Source organism: Terrabacter sp. Root181 (assembly GCF_001428505.1).
Lineage (GTDB): Bacteria > Actinomycetota > Actinomycetes > Actinomycetales > Dermatophilaceae > Terrabacter.
The window spans coordinates 1,103,522-1,127,894 of sequence record NZ_LMHU01000001.1; the positions used below are offsets into that span (position 1 = coordinate 1,103,522).

General features: G+C 72.1%; 25 protein-coding genes. 13 read left to right on the forward strand and 12 right to left on the reverse strand.

The window, feature by feature from the left end; genetic code table 11:
• Positions 1-33: 33 nt before the first annotated feature.
• Together ASD90_RS05170 and ASD90_RS05175 are read right to left on the reverse strand one after the other, a co-directional pair.
• Positions 34-756 carry an ABC transporter ATP-binding protein gene (locus ASD90_RS05170; RefSeq protein ID WP_056752480.1) on the reverse strand — a complete coding sequence of 241 codons (723 nt, stop codon included), beginning with the start codon at positions 754-756 and terminating at the stop codon, positions 34-36.
• On the reverse strand, positions 753-1,850 hold the full coding sequence (locus tag ASD90_RS05175; RefSeq protein WP_056752483.1) for an ABC transporter permease: 1,098 nt from the start codon (positions 1,848-1,850) through the stop codon (positions 753-755). Before ASD90_RS05175 ends, ASD90_RS05170 begins: the two co-directional genes overlap by 4 nt.
• A gap of 229 nt (positions 1,851-2,079) precedes the next feature.
• Between ASD90_RS05175 and ASD90_RS05180 the strand changes: the two genes are divergently transcribed.
• From ASD90_RS05180 to ASD90_RS05190, 3 genes are read left to right on the forward strand one after another with little or no spacing between them, the layout of a single operon-like run.
• On the forward strand, positions 2,080-3,345 hold the full coding sequence (locus ASD90_RS05180) for a sensor histidine kinase (protein ID WP_082588490.1): 1,266 nt from the start codon (positions 2,080-2,082) through the stop codon (positions 3,343-3,345).
• A gap of 5 nt (positions 3,346-3,350) precedes the next feature.
• On the forward strand, positions 3,351-3,986 hold the full coding sequence (locus tag ASD90_RS05185; RefSeq protein ID WP_200958573.1) for a response regulator transcription factor: 636 nt from the start codon (positions 3,351-3,353) through the stop codon (positions 3,984-3,986).
• 54 nt (positions 3,987-4,040) lie between these two features.
• Entirely contained in the window at positions 4,041-4,442 is a 402-nt protein-coding gene (locus ASD90_RS05190; RefSeq protein WP_056752493.1) for a hypothetical protein, read from the forward strand.
• 7 nt (positions 4,443-4,449) lie between these two features.
• Here the strand turns inward: ASD90_RS05190 and ASD90_RS05195 are convergent, their stop codons facing one another.
• The 4 genes from ASD90_RS05195 to ASD90_RS05210 form a co-directional block, all read right to left on the reverse strand.
• Positions 4,450-5,331, reverse strand: coding sequence for a sugar phosphate isomerase/epimerase (locus ASD90_RS05195; protein WP_056752496.1), 882 nt, complete (start codon positions 5,329-5,331; stop codon positions 4,450-4,452).
• The gene (locus tag ASD90_RS05200) at positions 5,328-6,377 is read right to left on the reverse strand and encodes a Gfo/Idh/MocA family protein (protein ID WP_056752498.1); all 1,050 of its coding nucleotides are present in this window, start codon (positions 6,375-6,377) and stop codon (positions 5,328-5,330) included. The genes ASD90_RS05195 and ASD90_RS05200 overlap by 4 nt, the downstream gene beginning before the upstream one ends.
• Positions 6,374-7,378 (reverse strand): Gfo/Idh/MocA family oxidoreductase, encoded by a 1,005-nt coding sequence (locus tag ASD90_RS05205; RefSeq protein WP_056752501.1) that lies wholly within the window; start codon positions 7,376-7,378, stop codon positions 6,374-6,376. Before ASD90_RS05205 ends, ASD90_RS05200 begins: the two co-directional genes overlap by 4 nt.
• Positions 7,379-7,552: 174 nt before the next feature.
• Positions 7,553-8,605 (reverse strand): LacI family DNA-binding transcriptional regulator, encoded by a 1,053-nt coding sequence (locus ASD90_RS05210; RefSeq protein WP_056752506.1) that lies wholly within the window; start codon positions 8,603-8,605, stop codon positions 7,553-7,555.
• A gap of 182 nt (positions 8,606-8,787) precedes the next feature.
• Here ASD90_RS05210 and ASD90_RS05215 point away from each other — a divergent pair, with 182 nt between their 5' ends.
• The 3 genes from ASD90_RS05215 to ASD90_RS23360 all read left to right on the forward strand — a co-directional run bounded on the left by ASD90_RS05215 (position 8,788) and on the right by ASD90_RS23360 (position 10,861).
• Positions 8,788-9,969 carry a phytanoyl-CoA dioxygenase family protein gene (locus tag ASD90_RS05215; protein ID WP_056754459.1) on the forward strand — a complete coding sequence of 394 codons (1,182 nt, stop codon included), beginning with the start codon at positions 8,788-8,790 and terminating at the stop codon, positions 9,967-9,969.
• Positions 9,970-10,133: 164 nt separating this feature from the next.
• Positions 10,134-10,520, forward strand: coding sequence for a DUF805 domain-containing protein (locus ASD90_RS05220; RefSeq protein ID WP_056752510.1), 387 nt, complete (start codon positions 10,134-10,136; stop codon positions 10,518-10,520).
• Between the two features lie 125 nt (positions 10,521-10,645).
• Positions 10,646-10,861: a hypothetical protein gene (locus ASD90_RS23360; protein ID WP_157610718.1), complete on the forward strand. Its 216-nt coding sequence runs from the start codon at positions 10,646-10,648 to the stop codon at positions 10,859-10,861.
• Positions 10,862-10,885: 24 nt separating this feature from the next.
• Here the strand turns inward: ASD90_RS23360 and ASD90_RS05225 are convergent, their stop codons facing one another.
• Positions 10,886-11,230: an Lsr2 family protein gene (locus tag ASD90_RS05225; RefSeq protein ID WP_056752513.1), complete on the reverse strand. Its 345-nt coding sequence runs from the start codon at positions 11,228-11,230 to the stop codon at positions 10,886-10,888.
• A 128-nt stretch (positions 11,231-11,358) separates the two neighbouring features.
• Here ASD90_RS05225 and ASD90_RS05230 point away from each other — a divergent pair, with 128 nt between their 5' ends.
• The 3 genes from ASD90_RS05230 to ASD90_RS05240 are packed head-to-tail and all read left to right on the forward strand — an operon-like array spanning position 11,359 to position 15,222.
• Positions 11,359-12,399, forward strand: coding sequence for an iron ABC transporter substrate-binding protein (locus ASD90_RS05230; protein WP_056752517.1), 1,041 nt, complete (start codon positions 11,359-11,361; stop codon positions 12,397-12,399).
• 7 nt (positions 12,400-12,406) lie between these two features.
• The gene (locus ASD90_RS05235; RefSeq protein WP_200958533.1) at positions 12,407-14,023 is read left to right on the forward strand and encodes an iron ABC transporter permease; all 1,617 of its coding nucleotides are present in this window, start codon (positions 12,407-12,409) and stop codon (positions 14,021-14,023) included.
• Positions 14,020-15,222 (forward strand): ABC transporter ATP-binding protein, encoded by a 1,203-nt coding sequence (locus ASD90_RS05240; protein ID WP_200958534.1) that lies wholly within the window; start codon positions 14,020-14,022, stop codon positions 15,220-15,222. The genes ASD90_RS05235 and ASD90_RS05240 overlap by 4 nt, the downstream gene beginning before the upstream one ends.
• Positions 15,223-15,252: 30 nt before the next feature.
• Here ASD90_RS05240 and ASD90_RS05245 read toward each other — a convergent pair whose 3' ends face one another.
• Complete coding sequence (locus ASD90_RS05245; RefSeq protein WP_082588491.1) at positions 15,253-16,650, reverse strand: ATP-binding protein; 1,398 nt, start codon at positions 16,648-16,650, stop codon at positions 15,253-15,255.
• Positions 16,651-16,828: 178 nt separating this feature from the next.
• Here ASD90_RS05245 and ASD90_RS05250 point away from each other — a divergent pair, with 178 nt between their 5' ends.
• Entirely contained in the window at positions 16,829-18,793 is a 1,965-nt protein-coding gene (locus ASD90_RS05250; RefSeq protein WP_056752519.1) for an alpha/beta-hydrolase family protein, read from the forward strand.
• A gap of 98 nt (positions 18,794-18,891) precedes the next feature.
• Complete coding sequence (locus tag ASD90_RS05255) at positions 18,892-19,311, forward strand: hypothetical protein (protein WP_056752520.1); 420 nt, start codon at positions 18,892-18,894, stop codon at positions 19,309-19,311.
• A 10-nt stretch (positions 19,312-19,321) separates the two neighbouring features.
• Here the strand turns inward: ASD90_RS05255 and ASD90_RS05260 are convergent, their stop codons facing one another.
• Positions 19,322-19,882, reverse strand: a complete 561-nt coding sequence (locus tag ASD90_RS05260) for a TetR/AcrR family transcriptional regulator (protein WP_056752522.1) — start codon at positions 19,880-19,882, stop codon at positions 19,322-19,324.
• Positions 19,883-20,151: 269 nt separating this feature from the next.
• Here ASD90_RS05260 and ASD90_RS05265 point away from each other — a divergent pair, with 269 nt between their 5' ends.
• Entirely contained in the window at positions 20,152-22,368 is a 2,217-nt protein-coding gene (locus tag ASD90_RS05265) for an MMPL family transporter (protein WP_056752524.1), read from the forward strand.
• Between the two features lie 57 nt (positions 22,369-22,425).
• Here ASD90_RS05265 and ASD90_RS05270 read toward each other — a convergent pair whose 3' ends face one another.
• From ASD90_RS05270 to ASD90_RS05280, 3 genes are read right to left on the reverse strand one after another with little or no spacing between them, the layout of a single operon-like run.
• Positions 22,426-22,767, reverse strand: a complete 342-nt coding sequence (locus ASD90_RS05270) for a DUF202 domain-containing protein (protein ID WP_056752528.1) — start codon at positions 22,765-22,767, stop codon at positions 22,426-22,428.
• Positions 22,764-23,258, reverse strand: coding sequence for a YidH family protein (locus ASD90_RS05275; RefSeq protein WP_369793566.1), 495 nt, complete (start codon positions 23,256-23,258; stop codon positions 22,764-22,766). Before ASD90_RS05275 ends, ASD90_RS05270 begins: the two co-directional genes overlap by 4 nt.
• A gap of 15 nt (positions 23,259-23,273) precedes the next feature.
• A complete protein-coding gene (locus tag ASD90_RS05280; protein ID WP_056752530.1) occupies positions 23,274-23,768 on the reverse strand; it encodes an SRPBCC domain-containing protein in 495 nt (164 codons plus the stop codon).
• A 114-nt stretch (positions 23,769-23,882) separates the two neighbouring features.
• Between ASD90_RS05280 and ASD90_RS05285 the strand changes: the two genes are divergently transcribed.
• Positions 23,883-24,371 (forward strand): helix-turn-helix domain-containing protein, encoded by a 489-nt coding sequence (locus ASD90_RS05285; protein ID WP_056752533.1) that lies wholly within the window; start codon positions 23,883-23,885, stop codon positions 24,369-24,371.
• The last annotated feature ends 2 nt before the right edge of the window (positions 24,372-24,373 follow it).

Genomic DNA, 24,373 nt, shown 5'->3' on the forward strand with positions numbered 1-24,373 from the left:
CCGTCATGAGGTGCCGGCGCCCCCGTGATCGGATCATCGTGTGGACGCGATGGCAACGACGCCCGGTTCAACCGCATCACCGTCCGCGAGAGTCGCGATCCTGCCGTCGGTGAGCTCGATGACCGCGTCGGCGGTGGCGAGGTGCTCGTGGTCGTGGGTGACCATCACCGTCGTGAGGTTGCGGTCGGTGGTCAGCTCACGCAGCAGGTCGAGCACGGCCTCTCCGCGGTGGCGGTCCAGGGCGCTCGTGGGTTCATCGACCAGCAGCAGGGACGGCTGGTTCATCAGGCCTCGAGCGATCGTGACACGTTGACGTTGTCCGCCGGAGAGCTGGCTGGGGCGCTTGTCTGCCTGGGGGACGAGTCCCACCGCGCCAAGCAGGTCCATGGCCTGGATCCGGGCGGCATCGATGTCCCTCCCGGCGATGTGGGCGATCACGAGCAGCTGGTCCAGGGCCGTGAGTGAGGCAAGCAGGTTGGAGGTCTGGAACACGATGCCGATCCCCTCCCGTCGCGCCTTCGCGGTCTCGGTGCGACTGAGCTGGGCGAGGTCGCGCCCGTTGAGCAGGACGCGCCCGGAGTCGGGGGTGATCAGTGTGGCCGCCACAGCGAGCAGGCTGGACTTGCCTGAGCCGGAAGGCCCGACGATCGCGGTGAGGGTGCCGGGTTCGGCGGTGAGACTGACGTGGTCGAGGGCGGTGAGGCGCTGCTCGCCGTCCGGGTAGGTGAGGGTGACGTCGTCGATGTGGAGGGTCATCGTGCACTTCCCAGGGCAGTGAGGGGGTCGACGGAGGTGACGGTGCGCAGCGAGACCGCCGCACCGACGAGGCCGAGCAGGATCATCACCGCGCTGGGGAACAGCAGGGTGGGCAGGGCCAGGACGAACGGGACGGCGGTGCCGGCGAAGGCTCTGATGGCTGCCCCGATCGCGGACGCGGCTGCGGTGCCGAGGGCCGTGCCGATGGCGAGCAGCGCCAGCGCCTGACCGAGTGCGTCCTTGAGCAGGTAGCCCGTGGAGGCACCGACGGCCTTGAGGATGGCGATCTCGCCGCTGCGCTGGACGGTCCAGACCGTGAAGAAGGCGCCGATGACCAGGGCGGAGATCGCGAACAGCAGGACGCGCATGAGCTGCAGGGACCCGTTCTCGGAGGTGTAGGAGCCGATCCCGGAGAGCGACTCGGCCACCGTGAGGGTGCGGGTACCGAGGGCTTGGTCGGCGGCGGCGAGATCGGCTCCGCCGGTGGTGGTGAGGGCGATGACGGTGGCGTTGCCCGGCGTCAGCCCGGAGGATGGCGCGTTCTCGGTGGCCGCCCAGATCACCGGGGCGTGCGAGAACTCGTCATCGCCGGAGACGGCCTCCACGGTGACGAGCTGACCCGTCAGCTCGATCTGGTCACCCGCGGCGACCTCGAGCGAGGCGGCGGCCTTCGAGGACAGGACGACCCGGTCGGTGCCGACTCGCGGTGCCAGCGCGGAACCGGCCGGGACGGCGAACACCGCTACAGCGGCGCTGCGCCCGCTCCCGCTCCCGCTCCCGCTCCCGCTCCCGCTGGCACGGGTCATCGCGATGCGGACCGGATCGGCGCTGACCACGCCGTCCACGGAGGCCCACTCCTGCTGGACGGAGGGGGTGATCGAGGACTCGGTGAAGGCCAGCTTCTGTCCCTCGGCCGGGGCTGAGAACACGAGGTGGTCGGCGGGCAGGTCGGTGATGGCGGAGGTGTTGCCCCGCGCGAGTCCGGCGGTCAGGCCGGACAGCAGGACAACGAGCATGGTGATGAGGGTGACGACGGCCCCCATCAGCGCGAACCGCCCCTTGGCATGGCGGAGATCTCGGATGGCGACGAACACGCCGGTGGCTTCCTTTCCACGGTGTCCCGGCTCGTGCACGCCCGCCCGTGGGCTCCAGCGCTCGGATGACCGGCGCGCCGCGGTTGCGGCGCCACAGGCAACGTTCCTCGATCCGCACGCTCGCGGCATCGGGCGTGAGTACGGATCCGCGCGATCAAGAGATGCAGTGGCCGTTCAACCCTTTGATGGATGCGCCACCTCGCGTCGGCGCCATAGGCTCTCCAGCGACATGATCCACGGTGCCCGGAGCCAGCCCCATCACGATGCGGCCACCCGCCGGTGGGAACCGACCCCGGTGCCGGCCCTGCTGCGAGCGGGGTTGCACCTGCTGGTCGGCGCACTGCTCGTCCTCGTGGCCGGGCGCAGCGCCTCCGACCAGGCTCCCGGCTGGCCGTGGGTCGTGGCATTCGCTGCTCTCGTGGGAGTCGTCTATGCGGTCGGAGCCAGGTCGGCGGTCGTCGCCGGGTCCCAGCTCGCGGCCGGCGCCTGGCTCGCGCTGTTGCTCTCGGCCTGGGTCGCCCTGCTGATCCTGACCCCGGAGGCCGTCTACCTGGCGTTCCCCTGGTTCTTGCTGCTGCTGCACCTCCTGCCGCCGCGGCAAGGGCTCGCAGCAGTCGCCGTCGTGACCCTGGTGTCGGTCGCCGGGTTCGGCTGGCACCAGGAGACGTTCACGGCTGCAATGGCGATCGGACCCGTGCTGGGAGCCGTTGTCCCGATCGCCACCGTCTTCGGCTACCAGGCGTTGCAGGCCGAGTCGGAGCAGCGACGGCAGCTGATCGTCGAGCTCGACCGCACCCGCACCGAGCTGGCCGCCGCCCAACACCGTGCGGGCGTTCTCGACGAGCGAGAACGCCTGGCTCGGGAGATCCACGACACCCTCGCCCAAGGCCTGTCCAGCATCCAGCTGCTCCTGCAAGCGGCCTCCCGCTCCCTGGACCCCGACCGCGAGGTCGACCCGGCCCGGGCGGCGGTCCTCGTCGAGCAGGCCCGCGTCGCCGCGAAGGACAACCTGGCAGAGGCCCGCCGCGTCGTCCGCGCCCTGACCCCGGGCGACCTCGAAAGCTCAACCCTGCCGGCGGCTCTGCAGCGACTGTGCGACACGACCGCCTCCCGGACCGGCATCGACGTCGTCTTCCACGACGAGGGTCCGGCGACCGCCGTGGCCAAGCCCGTGGAGGTCGCCCTGCTCCGGATCGCCCAGGGCGCGCTCGGTAACGCCGCGCAGCACTCGCGAGCCACCCGCGCCGATGTCACCCTGACCATCATGGACAGCGAGGTGACCCTCGACATCGTCGACAACGGGATCGGCTTCGCCACCGACGCGCCCGCCGCCGACAAGCCCGGCAGTGGGGGCTATGGCCTCGGGTCCATGCGCTCTCGGACTGCCGAGCTCGGCGGCACGCTGACGGTCGAGTCCCAACCCGGCCGCGGCACAGCGGTATCGGTTCATCTCGACCGGGTCAGCGCGACCCCAGCCACCGGTGAGCGCCAGTGACTGCGATCCGTCTCCTTCTTGCCGACGACCATCCGGTGGTGCGCGCGGGACTGCGCGCCGTCCTGGAGTCCGAGCCGGACATCGCGGTCGTCGACGACGTCGACACCGCAGAGGCTGCGGTCGAGCGTGCCGGCCGCGGTGACATCGACGTCGTCCTGATGGACCTCCAGTTCGGCACCGGCCTGAGTGGCAGCGCCGCGACCCGGCAGATCACCATGGCGCCGGCCGCTCCACGCGTCATCATCCTGACCACCTACGACACCGACGCCGACATCATCGCTGCCGTCGAGGCAGGCGCCTGCGGCTACCTGCTCAAGGACGCTCCACCGGATGAGCTCAGTGCGGCCGTGCGTACGGCCGCAGCGGGGCAGTCGGCCCTCGCGCCCGCCATCGCCGGCCGCCTCATCGAGCGGATCCGCATCCCGTCACAGGCATTGAGCACCCGGGAGACCGATGTGTTGGTCCTCGTGGCGGCGGGCAGGTCGAACCAACAGATCGCGTCCGAGCTCTTCGTGTCCCAGGCCACCGTCAAGTCACACCTCGTGCACATCTTCGCCAAGCTCGACGTGGACTCACGAACCGCCGCGGTGGCCGTGGCCGTCCAGCGAGGACTGATTCGCCGGAGCGATCGCCCACGGTAGACAGATCATCGGCACCACCCGGACACTGACACCGACGGCCGCAGAGGAGGAGACGTGTCCCGCTTCGGATTGACTGCCCTGGCTCTCCTTGTCGTCGTCGCGACCTCCGGCTGCGCCGTCAGCGACGGATCCGGCGGCGCGGCGGATGCCACGAGCACCCCCCGGGCCGCCGAACCCACGAGCGGTGTCGACCCCGAGGCTCTCGCGATCGCTGATCTCGCTGCCCTGACAGGCGTCGACCCTGCCGACATCGACGTGGTCACCCACGAGCGGGTCACGTGGCCCGACGGCTCGCTCGGCTGTCCCAAGCCGGGCTACTCGTACACGCAGGCGCTGGTCGACGGCTATCGCATCGTGTTGCGTGCCGGGGCCGAGGAGTACGTCTACCACGGAGCAGACGGGCAAAAGCCCTTCCGCTGCGTCCAGACCGGCTCCAACGGGGCAGTCGGCGGCTGAGTCCGCGTCACGAGGTCGGCGCACGCGCCGTCTCGAGCGCGCGGCGGGCGCTGGTGGCGGCGCGCAGAAGCGCCGCACCGACCGGCAGCGACCGGTGCTCGTCGGAGAGGATCTCGACACCCCACGGCCCGGCCCAGCCGGCGGACCTCAGGGCCGCGATCATGCCCGCGAGGTCGAAGCTGCCCTCGCCGCAGTACCGGCGGCGGTGGACGGTGTCCTCGAAGAGGGAGCCGACCACCTGTGGGTCCGCGTCGTTCAGCTCGACCCCGATGATGCGTTCGAGCGGCACCGTCGCCAGGTCCGACGGTGGCGTCCCGGCGCGGGCGATGTGCCAGGTGTCGATGATGACGCCGCCCGCCGGGTGCCCGGCCTCGGTGACCAGTCGCAGCCCCTCCTCGAGCGATGCGACGTTGGACCACGGGAAGAACTCGATCCCGAGGCGGGCGCCCACGTCCTGCGCCTGGGCGGCGAGCTCGGCGAACCGTGCAGCCCAGAGGCTGCGGTCCCACGGCGCGTTGTCGCCGTCGGGGGTGACCTTGAGGTGGCGGGCACCCAAGGTCTCCGCGGCCTCGAGGAGTGCCCGGCGCACGCGGTCGGACTCGTGTCGGTGGGCTCCATCGTCCCACCAGTACGGGATGCCCTCCAGCTCGAGGTGGGTGATCCCGCTGTCGGTGAGCAGGGCGCGAATCCCCTTGAGGCCGTATGCCGTCACGGCCGCAGGGAGGTCGTCGGAGAGGAGGCCGAAGCCTGGGTACCCGGCGGCCGACGCGGCCTCGACGCGCTCGCGCAGGGTGAGCGGGCTGCGCAGGTCGGCGCGGTCGGAGGCGGCGTCCCCGGCACTCGTCCAGCACGTGGCGAGGAGGTCGTCGGGTGCGGATCGGGACGTCATCGGACGGCCCTCTCGGGGTCGACGTGCGTGGGTCGGGGGCCCAGGCCCACCGCCTCGTAGCACTGGTCGATGAGGCGCATCGTCAGCACGGCGTCGTCGGCGTCGGGACGGGCCGGGGTGCCGGTGCGGATCGCCGTCGTGAGGGCCTCGAGCTGGTAGGTGTACGAGGAGCGTCGACCGAGGTGCTCGGTGCGGGTGCCGGCTGCGGTGGTGACGACGAGCCGGTCGTCGTGGTGGGGGTTGACGAAGTCGGTGATGACCGCCTCGCCGGCGGTGCCGACGAGGCGATGGCTCATCTCGTGGTGGTCGCTCGCCATGCTGCAGCCGGCGGTCCCGGTGACGCCGTCGGGGAACTCCAGCTCCGCGGTGAGCCACTCGTCGACCCCCGGGTGACCGCTCCGCTCACCGCCGGTCGCGCTGACCAGAGCAGGCTCGCCGCCGGCGAACGGGGCGAGCAGGCGCAGGGTGTGCAGGCTGTAGCAGCCGAGGTCCATGAGGGCCCCGCCGCCGAGCTCGAAGGACCATCGAGGGTCTGACGGAGCGGGAGCCGGCATGTCCATGACGGTCTCGACGTGTCGCAGCTCGCCGATCTCGCCGCTCGCGAGGATGGCGTGGAGTCGCGCGACGAGTGGGTGCCAGAGGTAGTGGAAGCCCTCGAAGAACTGTCGGTCGCTCCGGCGCGCGGCCGCAGCGACGGTCTCGGCCTCGGCCGCGTTGCTCGCGGACGGCTTCTCGGTGAAGACGTGCTTGCCGGCGCCCAGCGTGGAGAGGTTCCACGGCCCGTGGAGGCTGTTGGCCAGCGGGTTGTAGACCACCTCCACCTCGGGGTCCTCGATGACGTCGAGGTAGGAGTCGTGGACCCGTTCGACGCCATGGGCCTGCGCGAACGCGCTGGCCCTGGAGCGGTCGCGAGCGGCGACGGCGACGAGTCGGGCACCGGTGATCCTCGCGGGTTTCACGAGGGCGAGCTCGGTGATGCGTGCGGCCCCGAGGATGCCGAGGCGCAGCGGCTCCGTGGCCGGCATCTCGCCGGTCGAGCCCGTCATGGGAGCCGGACCTCGTCGATCCGCACGGGGCGGTGCTCGCGCAGGGACAGGGCGGCGGCTTCGGCGATGTAGGCCACGGCGAGGGCGTCATCGACCGTGCACGGCGAGCTCCGCTCTCCCGCAACGACATCCGTGAACGCCTGCAGCTCGGCGCGGAAGGCAGCCGTGAGCCGGTCCATGAAGAAGGTGGCCGGCGGTCCGGCGGGCCAGGTCGCTCCCGGCTCGAGGTTGCGCAGGGGAGTCGTGTCGCTCCACCCGGCTGCGACGCTGTCCTCGGTCCCGTGCAGCTCGAGGCGCACGTCGTAGCCGCGCGGGTTGTAGCGGGTGTTCGACACGACCGCGGTGGCGCCGTCGTCGAAGGTCAGCAGGGTGGCCGCCGTGGCGACGTCGCCGAGCTCGGCGAAGAAGTCCGCGCCCCGTGCGCTCCCGGTGGCGTACACCTCGACGACCTCCCGGCCGGTCACCCAGCGGACGGTGTCGAAGTCGTGCACGCTGCAGTCGCGGAAGATCCCGCCGGAGGTCTCGATGTACGCGCGCGGTGCGGGCGACGGGTCCAGCGTGGTCGACCGCACCGTGTGGACCCAGCCGAGCTCGCCGGACTCGACAGCGGACCGGGCGGCGCTGAAGGCGGGGTCGAAGCGGCGCGGGTAGCCGACCTGCACCGGTGTCCCGCGTTCGGTCACGTGGCGGGCGATCGCCACGGCCTCGGCGAGGTCGCCCGACAACGGCTTCTCGCAGAAGACCGGCACCCCTGCCTCGACGCCGGCCCGGATCAGCTCGGTGTGCGCGTCGGTGGCCGCGGCGATGACGATGGCGTCGACACCGCCGGCCAAGAGGCTCGCGGGCGAGTCGGCCACGTCGGCGCCGACCCGCTCCGCGACGGCTCTCGTCGCGGCCGGGACGACGTCCGTCACGACGAGGGAGTCGACGGCGGGCAGCCGGGACAGGGTGTCGGCGTGGAACGAGCCGATTCGACCGAGACCGATCAGGCCAAGGCGCATGGGTTCTCCTCGGGGCGGGTGCGAGTGCCACGACCCCGCGCACCCGATCCGCCGAGGCGACCGAGGACGTCGTGGTCCCGGTTGATGACCCCAGCGTGGGGCTCCTCGCGGCGGCGTGGCGCCGGCCGAACCCCTCAATAAGCCCTCAGTACCGCAGCCCGCCCGCGCCGGTCGTCAGTGGGCGTGGATCCGCGGAGGGATGTTGTATGCCGTCACGACCTCGACGTGGGCCGCGACCGAGGTGGGGGCGCCGGGCACGAGGCGGTGGGCGCGCATGACCTGGCGCACGCCGGCCCGCATGTCCGCGTGGAGGTCGTGGTGCAGCACGGCGGTGAGCACCCCGGAGCGCAGCAGGTCGAGGTTGTCCTCGTCGAGGTCGTGGGCGACGAAGACGACCGGCGTGAGGCCGGCCGTGGTGAACGCACCGGCGATGGCGCGGTTGCCGCCGCCGACCGAGTAGACCGCACGCACGTCCGGCTGCGAGCGGAGCAGATCGGCGATCAGGGCGCCCATCGTGGCGTCGAGCCCGTCGCTGTCGGAGATCGTGTGGACGCGCCGGTCGGGGTCGAGGCGGGAGAGGGTGGCCGTGAAGGCGTCGGCCCGCTCGCGCTCACCGAAGAAGAACGACCGGCTCAGCGTGAGCAGCACGTCGCCGGGCCGGTCGCCGAGCACCTGCGACACGAGGTAGGCGGCCGTGGCGCCGGCCGCGGCGTTGTCGAGCCCGACGTAGGCGACCCGTGCGCTGTCATGCAGGTCGGTGACGAGCGTGACGACCGGGATGCCGCGTGCGGCGAGGCGCGCCACGGCGGACGCCACGGCGGGGTCGTCGGGTGCCTTGAGCACGACGCCGTGGCAGACCCGTCCTCGACGACCGAGGCCGTCGAGGACCTCGACGGCGGCGTCCACGTCGGCGTTCTCGCGCAGGTGGAAGCGCGCTCGCACCGTAGCGGGTCGCAGGGCCGGCAGCTCGTCCTCGAGGGCGGCGCGGACGGCCGAGCTGAAGCGCGACGGTGCCTGGACCACGACGTCGAGCAGGAGGGTCCGTGCCGCGAGCCGAAGCTGGGTCTGCTGGCGGTCGAGGTCGAGCACGGCCTGCTCGACCGCGCGCACGGCCCGGGCGCTCGCCCCCGGACGGCCGTGGAGCACCCGGTCGATCGTCGCCTCCGACAGGCCGGACTGCTCGGCGATGTCGCGCACACGGTGCGACCTGGTTCGGTGCGGGGCCATGCGCACGAGAGTAGTCCGGACACCCCTTCCACTGAGGTGTTTCTGAGGTCTTCCGGTCCCTCGACGACCACCGCTCCGACCGCATCCTTGAGGCACTGGCCACGACCGCACCTGCGGTGCAGGCCCACCCGCACCACTACCGATCACCCCTGATCACCGTCGATCCGCCCGAGGAGGGCACCATGACCATCACGCCGACCAGCGCACGCACCGGCTGGATCCGTCCCGAGGACGCTCGGCTGTCCGACCTGCTCGCCGTGCTCGACGAGACGACCGACCTCGCCGACTACCCGCACGCGACCCGGGTCGAGCAGGAGGTCCTCGTCTACGACTGGGCCACCCTCCGGCATACGGCCGCGGACGACGCGACGAGGGGCGACGTGCAGGCCGAGCTCGCGCGAGCCCTCTCCGACGGGCCCGGAATCGTCGTGCTGGCAGGCGCTTTCGGGGCCGAGCCCCTCGACCGCGCGACCGCCGCCTTCGAGCGGATGATCGCCGAGCAGCGCGCGAGCGGCACGGCTGCCGGCGACCACTTCGCCAAGCCTGGAGCGAACGACCGCATCTGGAACGCCCTCGAGAAGCTCGCCGTGGCCGACCCCGGGGCCTTCGTCGACTACTACGCCAACGACGCCCTCGCGCTCGCCGCGCAGGCCTGGCTCGGCCCGGGCTACCAGGTCACCTCGCAGCTCAACCTCGTCAACCCCGGCGGCGCCGGCCAGACGGTGCACCGCGACTACCACCTCGGCTTCCAGTCGGCCGAGACGTGCGCGCGGTACCCGGCGCACGTGCACGCCCTCTCGCAGGTGCTGACGCTGCAGGGCGCCGTCGCCCACGTCGACATGCCCGTCGAGTCCGGGCCGACGCTCTACCTGCCGCACAGCCAGAAGTACACGCACGGCTACGTCGCCTACCAGCAGCCCGAGTTCCAGGCGTACTTCGTGGCCCACCACGTGCAGCTGCCGCTCTCGGCCGGGGACGCCGTGTTCTTCAACCCCGCACTCCTGCATGCTGCCGGCACCAACCACACGACCGACGTGCGCCGCATGGCGAACCTGCTGCAGGTCAGCTCGGCGTTCGGTCGGGCGATGGAGACCGTCGACCGGGCGCGCGTCGTGGAGGCCGTCCACCCGGCCCTCGTGGCGGCCCGTGCCGCCGGGATGCCGCCGCGCGAGGTCGCCAACGTCGTCGCCGCGAGCGCCGAGGGCTACGCGTTCCCGACGAACCTCGACCGGGACCAGCCCATCGACGGCATGTCGCCGCGGACGCAGGCCGAGCTCGTCACCGACTCCCTGGCCGCCGACGTGCCTCTGGCCGAGCTTCGCGACGGCCTGTCGCGCCAGCAGTCGGGCCGCGAGAGCCACTGAACCGGCCTGCGGCTCAGGGGCGCCCGCGGGTCGTCGACGAGTCGCAGCAAAGACACGGTGTCGAAAACGCCCCACGCGAGGCCTGCACGTGGTTGGGTACCGTCGCGCCCATCGGCGCCGCTCCGCAGCCGCGGTGACCCACCTTCCATATCTGGAGGCAACTCGTGTCGTTCGTCGACGCCATCAAGACCGTCCTGTCCAAGTACGCCACCTTCTCCGGCCGCGCCCGTCGCTCCGAGTACTGGTTCTGGGCGCTGGCGGCGGCCATCGTCGGCATCATCGCCAATGTCATCGACCAGGCGATGGGTGCGAAGCCGGGTCAGGTCGGCGTCCTGTCCGGCATCGTCGCGCTCGCCCTGCTCCTGCCCAACCTCGCGGTCATGGCTCGTCGCCTGCACGACACGAGCCGTAGCGCCTGGTGGATCCTCATCGGCCTCGTCCCGTTCGTGGGCGCCATCGTCCTGATCGTCTTCGCGGTCCAGGACAGCCACGGCGACAACCAGTACGGCCCGTCGCCCAAGGCCGTCGGCAGCGCGCCCTCCTACAGCTGACGGTCCACCGAGAGGCCCCGTTCCGCGCTCGCGGGGCGGGGCCTCTCGTGTGCGGTGCTCGCAGTACCGTGGACCACGAGGCAGCCCTGACCGTTCGACCCCACAGATCCGGAGACCCCAGCACCGTGACGTCGCAGCCCGACTGGAGAAGCGGAACCCCACACCCCACCGGCGGCTACGACAAGGTGATCGTCGCCCGCGGGGACACGCTCTACTTCACGGCAGCGCGGCTGCACCGGCTCGACGGGCCGGCCGTCGAGGCCGAGGACGGCAGCGTGCAGTACTGGGTCCACGGCAAGCGGATGACGGAGCAGGAGTACCACGACCGCCCCGCGACGTGAGACGCCGGAGGGCGGAGCCGGCGGCTACCGGTGGGCGGCGTCGTACGCGGAGACGACCGACTGCGGGATGCGTCCCCTCGCGGGTGCGTGGTGCCCCACCTCGGCCGCCCAGGCGCGGATCAGCGCGTTGCGGGACTCGCCCACGGCGGGAAGCACCGTCGTCAGGCGCGTGGGTCCGGTGTGCGTCCGTCGTTCGTCGCCGGCGCGCCGTGCCTTCTCCACCCACGCGTCCAGCGTCGAGCGGAGTGCCTCGGCGTGGGCCTCGGAGAGGTCGATCTCGAAGGTGTCACCGTCGATCCCGAAGGTGACCGTCTCCGCGGCCTCCGTGCCGTCGAGGTCGTCGACGAGGGAGACGATGGTCCGGCGCATGGCTCGAGCGTAGTGGGCGCCGGACCGTGGTCGGACCCACCCTCCCGTCTGTGTAAGGTAAGCCTTACCTACTCAGGCGTGCCTCGGACGAGCCCGGCACGCCTTTCCGGATCACGAAGGCAGCTCACATGACCTCCCGCCCCCATACCTCCATCGGCGTCGCCATCGCGGCGGCCGGTGCCCTCGCCCTGACGGCCTGCGGCTCCGGTTCGTCCGCGGACGGCGGCTCGAGCGCCGGCACGGGCAGCATCACCGTCTACAACGCGCAGCACGAGAGCCTCACCAAGGAGTGGGTCGACGCGTTCACGAAGCAGACCGGCATCGAGGTGACCGTGCGCAACGGCGACGACACCGAGATGTCCAACCAGATCATGCAGGAGGGCGCGGCATCGCCGGCCGACGTCTTCCTCACCGAGAACAGCCCCGCCATGACGCAGGTCGAGAACGCCGGGCTCTTCGCCGACGTCGACCAGGCCACCCTCGCCCAGGTTCCAGCCGGCTTCCGCCCGTCCACGGGCAAGTGGACGGGCATCGCGGCCCGCTCGACGGTCCTCGTCTACGACAAGCGGACGATCCAGGAGAACCAGCTCCCCGCCTCGATGCTCGACCTCGCCAGGCCGGAGTGGAAGGGCCGCTGGGCCGCGTCGCCGTCCGGCGCCGACTTCCAGGCCATCGTCTCGGCCCTGCTCGAGCTCAAGGGCGAGGCCGTCACGAACGACTGGCTGACCGCGATGAAGACCAACGCCAAGGCCTACAAGGGCAACAGCACCGCGATGAAGGCGGTCAACTCCGGCGAGGTCGAGACCGCGCTGATCTACCACTACTACTACTACGGCGACCAGGCCAAGACGGGCGAGAACTCGGCCAACGTCGGCACCCACTACTTCAGGAACCAGGACCCGGGCGCCTTCGTCTCGGTCTCCGGCGGTGGCGTGCTGAAGTCGTCGAAGAATGCCGCTGCCGCTCAGTCCTTCCTGAAGTTCGTCACCGGCAAGGCCGGCCAGGAGGTGCTGCAGAAGGGCACCTCCTTCGAGTACGCCGTCGGCTCCGACGTGCCGTCGAACCCGGCGCTCGTGCCCCTGAAGGACCTCCAGGCCCCGACGGTCGACCCCGCCCAGCTCAACTCCGCCACGGTCACCGATCTGATGACCAAGGCGGGTCTGCTGTAGTTCTCGGGTGACCACCGACCTCACCGGACCGGGCGCGCACCGCGCGACCGGCGCCGGCACGGCTCTCACGCCGGGCCCGGGCACCCGCCCGGGTCCGGCGTCCGGGCGTCGGCGGCCGCCCGTCCTGGCGGTCATCGCCGTGCTCATCGCTCTCTTCTCGCTCGTGCCCCTCGGCTACGTCATCGCAATGACGGTGGCGACGGGATGGGATGCCGCGGTCGCCCTGATCTTCCGGGCGCGGGTCGGCGAGCTGCTGCTCAACACGATCCTGCTCATGTTCTTCTCGATTCCCCTGTGCCTCGCCCTCGGAGTCGGTGGCGCGTGGCTCGTCGAGCGAACGAGCTTGCGCGGCAACAGGTTCTGGGCGCTCGCGCTGGCGGCGCCGCTCGCCATCCCGGCGTTCGTCAACAGCTACGGCTGGGTGTCGGCCGTCCCGTCCCTCGCCGGCCTCTCGGCCGGCGTGCTCATCTCGGTGCTGTCGTACTTCCCGCTCGTCTACATCCCAGCTGCGGCGACCCTGAGCCGCCTCGACCCGTCGCTCGAGGAGTCGGCGGCCTCGCTCGGGCTCGGGCCGTGGCAGGTCTTCCGACGGGTCGTGCTCCCACAGCTGAGGCTCGCGATGACCGGGGGCGCGCTGCTCGTCGGCCTCCACCTGCTGGCCGAGTACGGCGCCTTCGCGATGATCCGGTTCGACACCTTCACGACGGCGATCATGGTGCAGTACCAGTCGACCTTCAACGGCGCCGCCGGCAACATGCTCGCCAGCGTGCTCGTCGTCCTGTGCCTCCTGCTGCTCGTCGCCGAGGTGCGCAGTCGCGGCACCGCTCGCTACGCCCGCGTCGGCTCCGGCGGGCAGGCCGCCCCGGGGCGTATGCCGCTGGGCGGGCTCCACGTGCCGGCGCAGCTCGCGCTGCTGCTCCTCGTCGTGCTCGCCGTCGGCGTCCCGATGTGGTTCGTGCTCCGGTGGGTGGTGCTCGGCGGCTCGGAGATCTGGGTGCCCGAGGAGATCATCCCGGCCCTGCTCCAGACGCTGCTGTACGGCGTGGCCGGTGCGGCCGCGACGACACTCGTGGCCTTCCCGATGGCCTTCCTCGCCGTGCGGCGCCCGAGCTGGTTCACCCGCTCGCTCGAGCTGTCCAACTACATCACGAGCTCGATGCCCGGCATCGTCGTCGGCCTCGCCTTCGTCACCGTGAGCATCCGGTTCCTGCCGGCGTTCTACCAGACGGCCGTCGTCCTCGTCGCCGCCTACGTGCTGCTCTTCCTGCCCCGTGCCCTCGTCAGCCTGCGCTCGGGGCTCGCGCAGGCTCCGCGCGAGCTCGAGGAGGCGGCCCAGGCGCTCGGTGTGCGCCCCTTCGGCGCCTTCGTCCGGGTGACGCTCAGGCTCACGGCACCGGCGGCGGCCGGAGGGGCGGCGCTCGTGTTCCTCGCCATCGTCAACGAGCTGACGGCGACCCTGCTGCTCGCCCCGAACGGCACCACCACGCTCGCGACGGAGTTCTGGGCCAAGAGCAGCGAGATCGACTACGCCGGCGCCGCGCCGTACGCCCTCCTCATGGTCGTGCTCTCGGCGCCGATGACCTACCTGCTCTTCCAGCAGTCGAAGAAAGCGGCCGGACAATGACCACGACATCCCCGTCGACCCCCAGCCCACGGGTCGGCTACCACGACCCGTCGGCGCGGGGCCGCCTCGAGGTCAGCGGCCTGACCAAGAGCTTCGGCCCGCAGCAGGTGCTGCGCGGCGTCACGCTGTCGGTCGACCCCGGCAGCACCACCGCGATCGTCGGCCCGTCGGGCTCGGGCAAGACCACCCTGCTGCGGCTCATCGCCGGCTTCGAGCGTGCCGACGCGGGCGCGGTGACCCTGAGCGGGCGTGCGCTCGCGAGCGCCGACGCCTGGGTCCCGGCGCACCACCGCGACGTCGGCTACGTCGCCCAGGACGGCGCCCTCTTCCCGCACCTGACCGTCGGCCAGAACATCGCCTTCGGCATCGACACCTCGGCCCTGTCCGGTGGCCGCAAGGCCGCACGGGCACGAGTCGCCGAGCTGCTCGAGATGGTCTCGCTGGACAGCGCGCTCGCGGCACGGCGCCCGCACGAGATCTCGGGTGGGCAGCAACAGCGCGTGGCGCTCGCGCGGGCCCTCGCCCGTGAGCCGGAGCTGATGCTCCTCGACGAGTCGTTCTCGGCCCTCGACGCGGGCCTGCGGGTGGCGACCCGACGCACCGTGGCCAAGGTGCTCCGCGACGCCGGCATCACGACCGTCCTCGTGACCCACGACCAGGCGGAGGCGCTCAGCTTCGCCGACCAGGTCGCCGTGATGCGCGACGGCCTGCTCGCGCAGGTCGACAGCCCGCTCGAGGTCTACACTCGGCCGGTCGACCGCGCCACGGCCGAGTTCCTCGGTGACGCGGTGATGCTCGAGGCGTGGGTCGACGGCGATACCGCCACGTGCTCGCTCGGGGCCGTCCCGGTCGCGAAGACGTCGCTGCGCGGCCGCGTCCAGCTCATGCTCCGGCCGGAGCAGATCCGCGTCGACGAGCACGGCCCGATCCGCGGCGTCGTCGTCGACACCGACTACTTCGGCCCCGAGAGCACGGTCCGGCTCGAGCTGACGTCGAGCCGCGAACCCGGTTGCGAGACATCGGCGCTCGCGCGAGGTGGCGAGATCATCAGCATCCGCCACTCGAACGCGTTCATCGCCGCCAAGGGCACCGAGCTGCGGCTGCGCATCGAGGGCGAGGCCATCGCCTTCCCCGCCCTCCTGCCGAAGTCCCCGTCGTCCCCGTCGTCGCCGACGTCCCCGACGTCCCCGGGCGCCTGACCGCCGATCGCCCCCTGGTTCCCGCAGCCCTCAAGGCATCGGCACCGGGACGTCGGTGCCGCCCTGCGGGGTGACGCGTCCGCGCACCCGCACGACGCTCGGCATGGGCACGAAGCCACCGGCCAGGAGGGCCTCGCCCTGGCGGAAGCGCGCCGCCTGCGCGATCAGCCCGCGGGGGACGAAGCCGAACACGGACGCGAGCTGCTCGAGGTCGTCGCGTGAGTTCATCCTCATCAGGGTGAGGTTGTCGCACTGCGACACGATCCCGGGGTGCACCTTGGACGGGCGCTGGGTCGACAGGAGCAGCCACAGCCCGTACTTGCGGCCCTCGGCGGCGATCTGGATCAGACGGTCGCGCACCGCGACCCCGAGCGGGGTCTCCGGGTCGGGCGGGCACAGGTTGTGCGCCTCGTCGACGACGATGAGCAGCGGGCGACGCTCCCCGCGGCGGGCCCAGAGGTCGTCGAGGACGGCGAGGGCGACGGCGAGCTGCTCCTCGGACCGGTCGTAGCCGCCGAGGTCGAGCACGGTTGCCGCCGGTCGGCGGGCGATGACCTCGGTCGCAGGGGTCGCGCCGAACGCCCACGTCTTCGTCCACTCGACGACACCGAGGTTCTCGAGGCGCTGGGCCAGGGCCTCGGCGTCCGGGTCCCCGAGCGAGCGCAGGTAGGGCACGATCTGTCCGGCCTCGACGGTGTTGAACTCGCCGTCGAAGAGGCGCAGGAGCGCGTTGTACTCAGCGCGGTCGACCACCGGGTCCAGCCGCAGCACCGCGGCCTTGGCCCGCGACGTCAGCTCGGTGAAGCGCACGCGCAGCGGTGAGTCGGGGTCGTCGGGCCGCAGGACGACGACCTCGCGCTCCTGCAGCGCGCGTGCCTGGTCCGAGCCCGGCTCGACGGCCTGCTCGTGCAGCCGCACGAAGTCGCTGTTGGGGTCGAAGACGACCATGGGCAGCCGGGTCGTGACGAGGATGCGCTCGAGGAGCACGCCGAGGGCGTACGTCTTGCCGGAGCCGCTCTGGCCGCACCAGAAGGTGTGCCGGTTGAGTCGGTTGGGCACGAGGGCGACGCCGACCGAGTCCTGGCCGGCGAGCTGGCCGAGGTGCAGCTCCGGGTCGGTGCCCGACAGGAGGCGATGGACGGCGTCGGGGCGCGTCGGGCGTACCGCGACGTCGTGCCAGGCGGCGTCCGCCGGCCGCGCCTGCGCACCGGAGCCGACCTGCACCAGCGTACCGGTCGCCGCGAAGCCGAGGCCGTCGCTCGAGACGTCCTCGACGAAGGCGAGCACACCGTCCTCGCCGTCCAGCTCGAGGTAGTCGCCCGCCAACGGACGCTCGCTCGCCGGGCCCCGAGCCACGAACGACCTCCCGTCCGTGGACTCCAGGTGGGTGGCGACAGGCGCTGGCTCGACCTCGGCGTTCGCAGTCATGGACCCATGATGCTCACCCCCGGCCCGCGTGGGCACCCCTTGGCGCAGAAGGCCTCCCGTCCCGCACGAAGATCACCCTTGAGGGGTGACCGCAACGACTCCCGACGTGACCATGCTCGGAGCAGGAGCGGGCGCGACGTCAGGTCGGTCCGCGACCGGTCGAGCGCCGGGAGGGCCCATGGAGCAGTCTGACTTCGTCCACACAGGACAGAAGGTCGGCCTCGTCATGGCCTCCTTCGTGACGCCGTCGACCCTCGCGCCGTCGTTGTCGAAACGCTCGTGGGCCGACCAGGGCATCATCACCGGACTCTCGAGCGGGTCGAGCTACCTGCTCGCCCTCACGGCACAGGACGTCATCGACGTCGTCGCCGGGGCGGCGGCGTCGTGGGTCGTGTTCCCCGACGCGTGGTCCGAGGACCGGCGCCGTTCGGCGGCTGCCCTGGGCTGCGAGCTGGCGATGGCGCCGCTGGGACTCGGCCTCGCGGCCTACCTCGACCGGCGGGGTGTCGCCACGGCCAGGGAGGGCGTCCTGCGGCAGGGCGCCTGGCGGATGGGATCCGCGGCCCTCTGTGGCTCGGTCCTCATCGGCGCCACCGCCGGGGTGCGCCGGCTCGACCGGGCCATCGGCGCCGACGGGCGCCTCGCGGCGCTGCCCCTGTCGATCCCCGTCGGCCTGGCGACGTCTGCCGTCCTCGAGCGGACCCGGCGGACCGGCTCGGAAGCCGGGCTCGACACGGTCGACGACGTGCCCACGCTCAAGGGTCTCGCCGCCGGCGGCGGCGTGCTCGCGGTCCTCTACGGGGCCGGCTGGGTCGAACGATGGACCGCCGAGCAGGTGCGGCGCCTCGCCCCGGGCCAGACGCCCGGTGCCGGGCTCGCCTGGCAGCTGGCCTCGCACGCCGTCTTCGTGGCCGGGGCCGGCGTCGTCGTCAGTGCCCTCTGGACCCGCGCCATGCAGCGCATCGAGGCCGTGACGACCACGGTGGACCCGTGGATGCGCGCGGCACCCGGCGTCTGGACCGATCCGATGACCAGTGGCGACCCGGCGAGCCTGGTGTCGTGGGACTCCCTCGGGCGTGAGGGCCGGCGGCACGCCGTCACCTACGTGCGACCCGCGCCCGTAGCCAACCCGCAGGCCCTCCCCGACGGCAGGACACCGCCCGACCTGTCCATCGCGACGGTCATGGGCGAGCCCGCCCGCGCCCACCCCGTCCAGGTGTTCGTCGGCCTCGACAGCGCACCGACCCCCACCGAGCGCGTCGAGCTCGCGATCGCCGAGATGGACCGGACCGACGCGTGGTCCCGGTCGATGCTCATGCTCGTGTCTCCGACCGGGACGGGCTACGTCAACTACGTCGCCATCGCCGCCGCGCAGTACCTCACCCGCGGTGACGTCGCGAGCGTCACGATGCAGTACTCCAAGCGCCCGTCGCCGCTCTCGCTCGGCAAGGTCCGCGACGCCCGCCAGCAGAACCGGCTGCTCTGGCTGCGCATCCTCGAGCGGGTGCGCGCCATGCCCCCGGACGAGCGGCCCGAGGTCGTGCTCTTCGGCGAGTCGCTCGGTGCGCACACGAGCCAGGACGTGCTGCTCGGCTGGGGGACCCTCGGCCCGCAGGCGCTCGGCATAGACCGGGCCCTGTGGATCGGGACGCCCGGCGGCAGCAAGTGGATGCACGAGGTCACCGGCGCCCCGCGGCCCGACGTCGACACGAGCCTCGTCGCCGTCGTCAACGACCACGAGCAGCTCGTGGCCCTGGGCCAGGAGGCACGGGACCGGCTGCGCTACGTGCTGCTCAGCCACGACAACGACGGCGTGACGAAGTTCGGTCCCGACCTGCTCAACCGCAGACCGCCCTGGCTCGGACCCGGCCGCCCGCGTCGCGAGGACGTGACGCTGCGGTCACCACGCGGCATACCTGCAGGGATGCGGTGGCGTCCCGTCACGACGTTCTTCCAGACCCTCATCGACATGAAGAACGCCCAGCTGCCGGGCGAGTTCAGGGCCTGGGCCCACGACTACCGGGCCGACCTGCCGGAGTTCGTCCGCGACGTCTACGGCCTCGAGTGCACCGACGAGCAGATGCAGGCCATCCAGGCCGCGGTCCGCGTCCGCGAGGAGCTCCGCGAAGGGGTCTTCGCCTGAGGTCCCCACCGACAGCACCACCAGATCGACCCCAGACCTGGCGCAGAAACCGCCAGAACCAACCACAACCAGGCACCACCAACCGAACGGAGAACGCCATGGCCGGCGCCACCCCCACCGCTCCCACCCGTCGCGCGCGCACGCTCTGGGCGGCCGGTGCGAGCACGTTCGCCGCGACGATCATGCTCGTCGTCGGCGTGTTCCAGTTCATCGAGGGCCTCATCGCCGTCGTCAACGGCAACGACTTCCTCGTCAAGACGCCGAACTACCTCTTCACCTTCAACGCGACGGCGTGGGGATGGTTCCACATGATCATCGGCCTGTGCGCGGCCGTCGCCGGCGGGTTCATCTTCACCGGCAACGTCCTGGCCCGGTCGGTCGGCGTCGCGCTCGCCGTGCTCTCGGCGCTCGCGAACTTCCTCTGGCTGCCGTACTACCCGCTCTGGGGGATCGTCATCATCGCCCTCGACGTGCTCGTCATCTGGGGACTGACCTCGGTCGACCTCAGCGATCTCTGACCGGGTGCGCTCAGGCTCGGGACAGCCAGGCAGGCCCGAGCTCGAGCAGCTCGGCGCGCAGTGTCTCGTCGTCGACGTCGTCGAGCTTCGGGTCGATGCCGGCCGCGGCGACGCCGGCACCGACGACGGAGACGGCGATGCGGCGGCGCAGGTCGGGCGTGGGGCCGAGCAGCAGTGAGGTCAGTCGTCCGACGAGCGAGGTGAGGTCGTCGTGGGCCGCCATGATGCGCTCGACCTCGGGGTCGCGCATGAGCGCCGCGACGACCTTGCGGTGGCCGATCATGAGGTCGACGAGCCCGCGCAGCGCCGCCATCGCCGCCCCGTCGGGGGTGGGCAGCGACTCCGCTGCGGTGACGAAGGCCGTCATGTCGACGAGCGCCTCCTCGAGGACGGCGAGGACGATGTCCTCCTTGGCGTGGAACTGGTAGTAGACGGCGGCCTTCGTGACCCCGAGGTCGTCGGCGATCATCTGCAGCGACGTGCCGCTGACCCCGTGCACGGCGAAGAGCTCGACGGCGGCGTCGATGACGCGCCGCCGGCCGTGGCCCCGCGGGGCCTGGGGTCGAGCCATGGTCGCCTCCGTCGCGTCGGGTGTCGGGGACCGGTGTCGTATGCCGTGTGCTGGCGGCCGTGCCCACCGGGCGAGCCGCTGGGGCCCGCTGGGAGGTGGTGCGCGTCACCCTAGCGGAGCTAGCCGATCGGCTTGTCAGTCACTTAGCCGATCGGTTAACTTTGATCGGACGGTCAGCGACGCCCGGTCGATCCGCACCACCACCTCGAGCTCGCGCCCCCGTCGCGGCGAGCCACTGCGAGCCACTTCGAGCCCCTGGAGTCACCCCGATGGCCACCCTGCTCTACCGGATCGGACGCTTCGCGTTCGGACGTCGCGGCGTCGTCGCGTCTGCCTGGTTCGTCCTGCTCGCCGTGCTCGCCGGGGTGCTGCTGGCACTCGGCAGCGCACCGACCTCGAGCGTCACGATCCCCGGCACCGAGTCCCAGCGCGCGCTCGAGGCGCTCGCACAGGAGTTCCCGCAGGCGAGCGGCGCGTCCGGCACCGTCGTCGTCCGGGCGCCGGAGGGGCAGACCCTCGTGGCGCCCGCCTCCAAGGCCGTCGTCGACGACGTCGTGGCGCGGGCCTCGAAGGTCCCCGGGGTCGTCGGCGCGCTGAGCCCGTTCGACACCAAGGCGATCAGCCAGGACGGGCGCTACGGCCTCGTCACCGTGCAGTTCGACCGGACGGCCGACGAGCTCAGCGCCGACCAGCGCGCCGCCTACGAGGCCCTCGGCGAGGACGCCCCGGCCGGGTGGACGGTGGCCGCGGGCGGCGAGCCCCTGCTCGCCACCCCCGAGATCGGCTCGACCGAGGGCATCGGTGTGCTCGTGGCTCTCGTGGTGCTCGTCATCACCTTCGGCTCGCTCGTCGCGGCCGGCATGACGATGGTCAACGCGCTCGTCGGCGTGGGCGTCGGCATGATCGGCCTGCTCATCGTCGGGCACGCCGTCGAGCTCTCGAGCGTCACGCCGGTGCTGGCCCTCATGCTGGGTCTCGCCGTCGGCATCGACTACTCGCTCTTCATCACCTCGCGCTACCGGCACAACCTCGCCCTCGGCCTCGAGCGCCAGGAGGCCGCCGCCCGGGCCGTGGGCACCGCGGGCACCGCCGTGGTCTTCGCCGGCCTGACGGTGATCATCGCCCTTGCGGGTCTGTCCGTCGTCGGCATCCCGTTCCTGACCGCGATGGGTCTCGCCGCCGCCGGGACCGTCCTCGTCGCCGTCCTCGTGGCGGTGACGCTGCTGCCGGCCCTGCTCGGCTTCGCGGGCGACCGCGTGCTGTCCCGACGCCAGCGTCGGGCCGACCGCGACGAGGGGTTCGGGACCGACCTCGACGAGCGTGCCGGCAACCGCGGCTTCGCCTGGGGCCGGTTCACGGTCCGCCACCGCGTGCCGGTGCTCGTCGCCGGCGTCGTGCTCCTCGGCGCGGTCGCCCTCCCGGCCGCCGACATGCGTCTCGCCCTGCCCGACGACGGCACCGCGCCGGTCACGAGCAGCAAGCGCGTGGCGTACGACCTCATCTCCGAGGGCTTCGGCGAGGGCTTCAACGGCAGGCTCGTCATGGTCGTCCACGGCGACACCCCGCAGCAGGCGCAGCAGGCCGCGGCCGGCGCCGCGAAGGCCGCCTCCGCCCTGCCGGGCGTGCTCGCGGTCGCACCCGGGCAGACGAGCGCCGACGGGCGGACCACGATCCTCGCCGTCATCCCGAAGTCGGGGCCGACCGCCCAGGCGACCGTCGACCTCGTGCGCGACCTGCGCTCGTCGCTCGCCGTGACGTCCGCGGCCACCGGCGCCGAGATCTCCGTCACCGGTGTCACGGCCGTCGGCGTCGACGTGTCCGACAAGCTGTCCGCCGCTCTTCCCATCTACCTGCTCGTCGTCGTCGGGCTCGGCTTCGTGCTGCTCATGCTGATGTTCCGCTCGCTGCTCGTGCCGCTCAAGGCGACGCTCGGCTTCCTGCTGACGATCGGCGCGGCGTTCGGCGCGACGGTCGCGATCTTCCAGTGGGGGTGGCTGTCGTCGCTCGTCGGGCTCGACACCGCGGGTCCGCTCGTCAGCTTCCTCCCCATCCTGCTCATCGGCATCCTGTTCGGTCTCGCGATGGACTACGAGGTCTTCCTCGTCTCGCGGATGCGCGAGGACTTCGTGCACGGCGAGACCGCGCGTGAGGCGGTCGTCGCGGGCGTGGGCCACGGCGCACGCGTCGTCGTCGCGGCGGCGCTCATCATGATGTCGGTCTTCGCCGGCTTCGTCCTCGTCGAGGACCCGATCATCAAGTCGATGGGCTTCGCGCTCGCGTTCGGTGTCGCCGTCGACGCCTTCGTCGTGCGCCTGTCGCTCGTGCCGGCCGTCATGTCGTTCCTCGGCGACAAGGCGTGGTGGCTGCCGCGCTGGCTCGACCGGGCGATGCCCGACGTCGACATCGAGGGCGAGAAGCTCCGTCCCACAGGCGGATCCGCCGGCGCCACGGTCACGGACCCGCCGGTCGCCCAGCCCGCTCCCTGACGTCGCCGACCCCGGATGCCGTGGGGGAGAGGGGGCGCGGCATCCGGGGTCGCGGCGTCAGCGGAGCGCGATCACGAGGACGAGGACCAGGGCCGAGACCGCGACGACCCCCGCGGTGGCGGCCGTGCGGGCCAGCGTCGGGGCGGCGACGGCTCGGGGGTCGCGGCCGTCACCGGTGCGCAGCAGGCGGCGGCCGTCGCGGTAGCGGCGTCGTGCCGTCAGGGCGAGGTCGGCGCTCCACACCAGGCCGAGTCCCGCCACGGCATACCCCGTCGGTCCGAGCTGCTGCGGGAGCACGCGCAGGCCGATGAGCGAGCCGACGGCGACCGAGAGCGCCGTGCGCCGCCAGGCGAGCGACGTGCGCTCCGCCTGCAGACCGGGGTCGGCGGGGGAGGTCACAGCAGCAGCCCGACGACGACGGCGAGGGCGACGAGCCCGAGCAGCACCGCGATCGGCAGCTTGAGCCCCGAGGACGGCAGGGGCGCGAGGTGACGCATCGCGCGCTCGGTGCGCACCCACGAGAGCCAGGCCTGCGCCGTCGCGGCGATGCCGGCGAGCACGAGCAGGACGGAGATCGTGACCCGCAGCCACTCGGTCACGGGCAGCTGCAGGGCCTCGACGGCGAGCCCCGCCGCCACGAAGGCCAGGCCGGTGCGGATCCATGCGAGGAAGGTGCGCTCGTTGGCGAGGCTGAAGCGGGGGTCCGGGTCCTCGCCCTCCTCGAAGACGGAGCGTGGGAAACGTCCGCGGTCCTCGGCCATCGGTGCGTCGTCCTCCTCCTCGACCACCCCTGCGCTCGCAGGGGTGCACCGATCATCCTCCCGCGGCAGGGCGACCGGCCGCTGCGGCACGCGCGTGAGCCCGCCCCGGTCGTGGCGGGGCGGGCTCACGTGACCACCCCGGGCTCAGCCCGGGAGGGCGACCGTGCCGGCGAGGGCGGCGTCGAGCTTGTCCTGGCCCTCGAAGGAGTTGGGCCGACCGGCCCCGGACTCGACGAGCGAGCGCAGGCTGCCGAGGACGTACTGGCCCCAGGCCGTGTGGCACACCTCGTAGCACTCCTGCTCGGGCGAGAGCCCCACGTGGGTGAAGCGGACGCGGGTCCCGTCGTCGGTCTCGGACACCTCGAAGGTGACGGTCGTGCCCTTCCACTCCTCGTGGTCCTCGGTGAAGGACAGCCACGCGTCGAGCACCAGCCAGCTGACCCTCCGGTGGGGCTCGAGCTCGGTGATCCGGAACGTCGACCAGTGGATGTCGGGCACGGAGTAGGAGAACTCCGCCCCGAGGCGGTCGGTGGGCCCCTCGATCGTGCCCGACCACCAGGCGCGGACGTCGGTGATGGCGGCGAAGGCCTGCTCGGGCGTCTGGTCGACGGTGAACGACAAGGTGAGGTCGGTGCTCATGGTCCTGCTCCCATCCATCGGTGCCGTCACCCGGTGGTGACAGTCACTTGCATCATGCAAGTCACTGTAGGACCGGGTGCTTTCATGATGCAAGCACTTGGGTAGGATGGGTTCGTGCTCGGCAGGACGTACGACCAGCAGGTGTGCTCCATCGCCCGCGCCCTCGAGGTGGTGGGCGAGCGGTGGAGCCTGCTCATCGTGCGCGACGCGCTCTTCGCCGGGGTGACCCGCTTCAGCGACTTCCAGCACAACCTCGGCGTCGCCACCAACATCCTCAAGGCCCGCCTCGACGCGTTCGTCGAGACGGGCGTCATGGAGCGGCGCCGCTACTCCGAGCGCCCCGAGCAGTTCGAGTACGTCCTGACCGACAAGGGCCGCGACCTGGCGCCCGCGCTCATCGCGCTGACCCAGTGGGGCGACCGCTGGGCGGCCCCCGACGGGCCGCCGATCCTCTACCGCCACGACACGTGCGGCGACGCCGTCACCCAGGCCGTCGTCTGTGCCACGTGCGGCCCGGTGGACGCCGACGACGTGCGGGTGCAGCCGGGCCCGGGCATGCCCCAGGAGTACCTCGCGCAGCGCCGGCCACGCCCGACCGGCTGAGG

What these genes read in the sequence shown, in the direction of transcription:
- ASD90_RS05170 (WP_056752480.1), bottom strand. Translation starts at nt 756, where the DNA reads ATGACCCTCCACATCGACGACGTCACCCTCACCTACCCGGACGGCGAG.
- ASD90_RS05180 (WP_082588490.1), top strand. Translation starts at nt 2,080, where the DNA reads ATGATCCACGGTGCCCGGAGCCAGCCCCATCACGATGCGGCCACCCGC.
- ASD90_RS05195 (WP_056752496.1), bottom strand. Translation starts at nt 5,331, where the DNA reads ATGACGTCCCGATCCGCACCCGACGACCTCCTCGCCACGTGCTGGACG.
- ASD90_RS05200 (WP_056752498.1), bottom strand. Translation starts at nt 6,377, where the DNA reads ATGACGGGCTCGACCGGCGAGATGCCGGCCACGGAGCCGCTGCGCCTC.
- ASD90_RS05205 (WP_056752501.1), bottom strand. Translation starts at nt 7,378, where the DNA reads ATGCGCCTTGGCCTGATCGGTCTCGGTCGAATCGGCTCGTTCCACGCC.
- ASD90_RS05210 (WP_056752506.1), bottom strand. Translation starts at nt 8,605, where the DNA reads ATGGCCCCGCACCGAACCAGGTCGCACCGTGTGCGCGACATCGCCGAG.
- ASD90_RS05215 (WP_056754459.1), top strand. Translation starts at nt 8,788, where the DNA reads ATGACCATCACGCCGACCAGCGCACGCACCGGCTGGATCCGTCCCGAG.
- ASD90_RS05225 (WP_056752513.1), bottom strand. Translation starts at nt 11,230, where the DNA reads ATGCGCCGGACCATCGTCTCCCTCGTCGACGACCTCGACGGCACGGAG.
- ASD90_RS05230 (WP_056752517.1), top strand. Translation starts at nt 11,359, where the DNA reads ATGACCTCCCGCCCCCATACCTCCATCGGCGTCGCCATCGCGGCGGCC.
- ASD90_RS05240 (WP_200958534.1), top strand. Translation starts at nt 14,020, where the DNA reads ATGACCACGACATCCCCGTCGACCCCCAGCCCACGGGTCGGCTACCAC.
- ASD90_RS05245 (WP_082588491.1), bottom strand. Translation starts at nt 16,650, where the DNA reads ATGACTGCGAACGCCGAGGTCGAGCCAGCGCCTGTCGCCACCCACCTG.
- ASD90_RS05250 (WP_056752519.1), top strand. Translation starts at nt 16,829, where the DNA reads ATGGAGCAGTCTGACTTCGTCCACACAGGACAGAAGGTCGGCCTCGTC.
- ASD90_RS05255 (WP_056752520.1), top strand. Translation starts at nt 18,892, where the DNA reads ATGGCCGGCGCCACCCCCACCGCTCCCACCCGTCGCGCGCGCACGCTC.
- ASD90_RS05260 (WP_056752522.1), bottom strand. Translation starts at nt 19,882, where the DNA reads ATGGCTCGACCCCAGGCCCCGCGGGGCCACGGCCGGCGGCGCGTCATC.
- ASD90_RS05265 (WP_056752524.1), top strand. Translation starts at nt 20,152, where the DNA reads ATGGCCACCCTGCTCTACCGGATCGGACGCTTCGCGTTCGGACGTCGC.
- ASD90_RS05280 (WP_056752530.1), bottom strand. Translation starts at nt 23,768, where the DNA reads ATGAGCACCGACCTCACCTTGTCGTTCACCGTCGACCAGACGCCCGAG.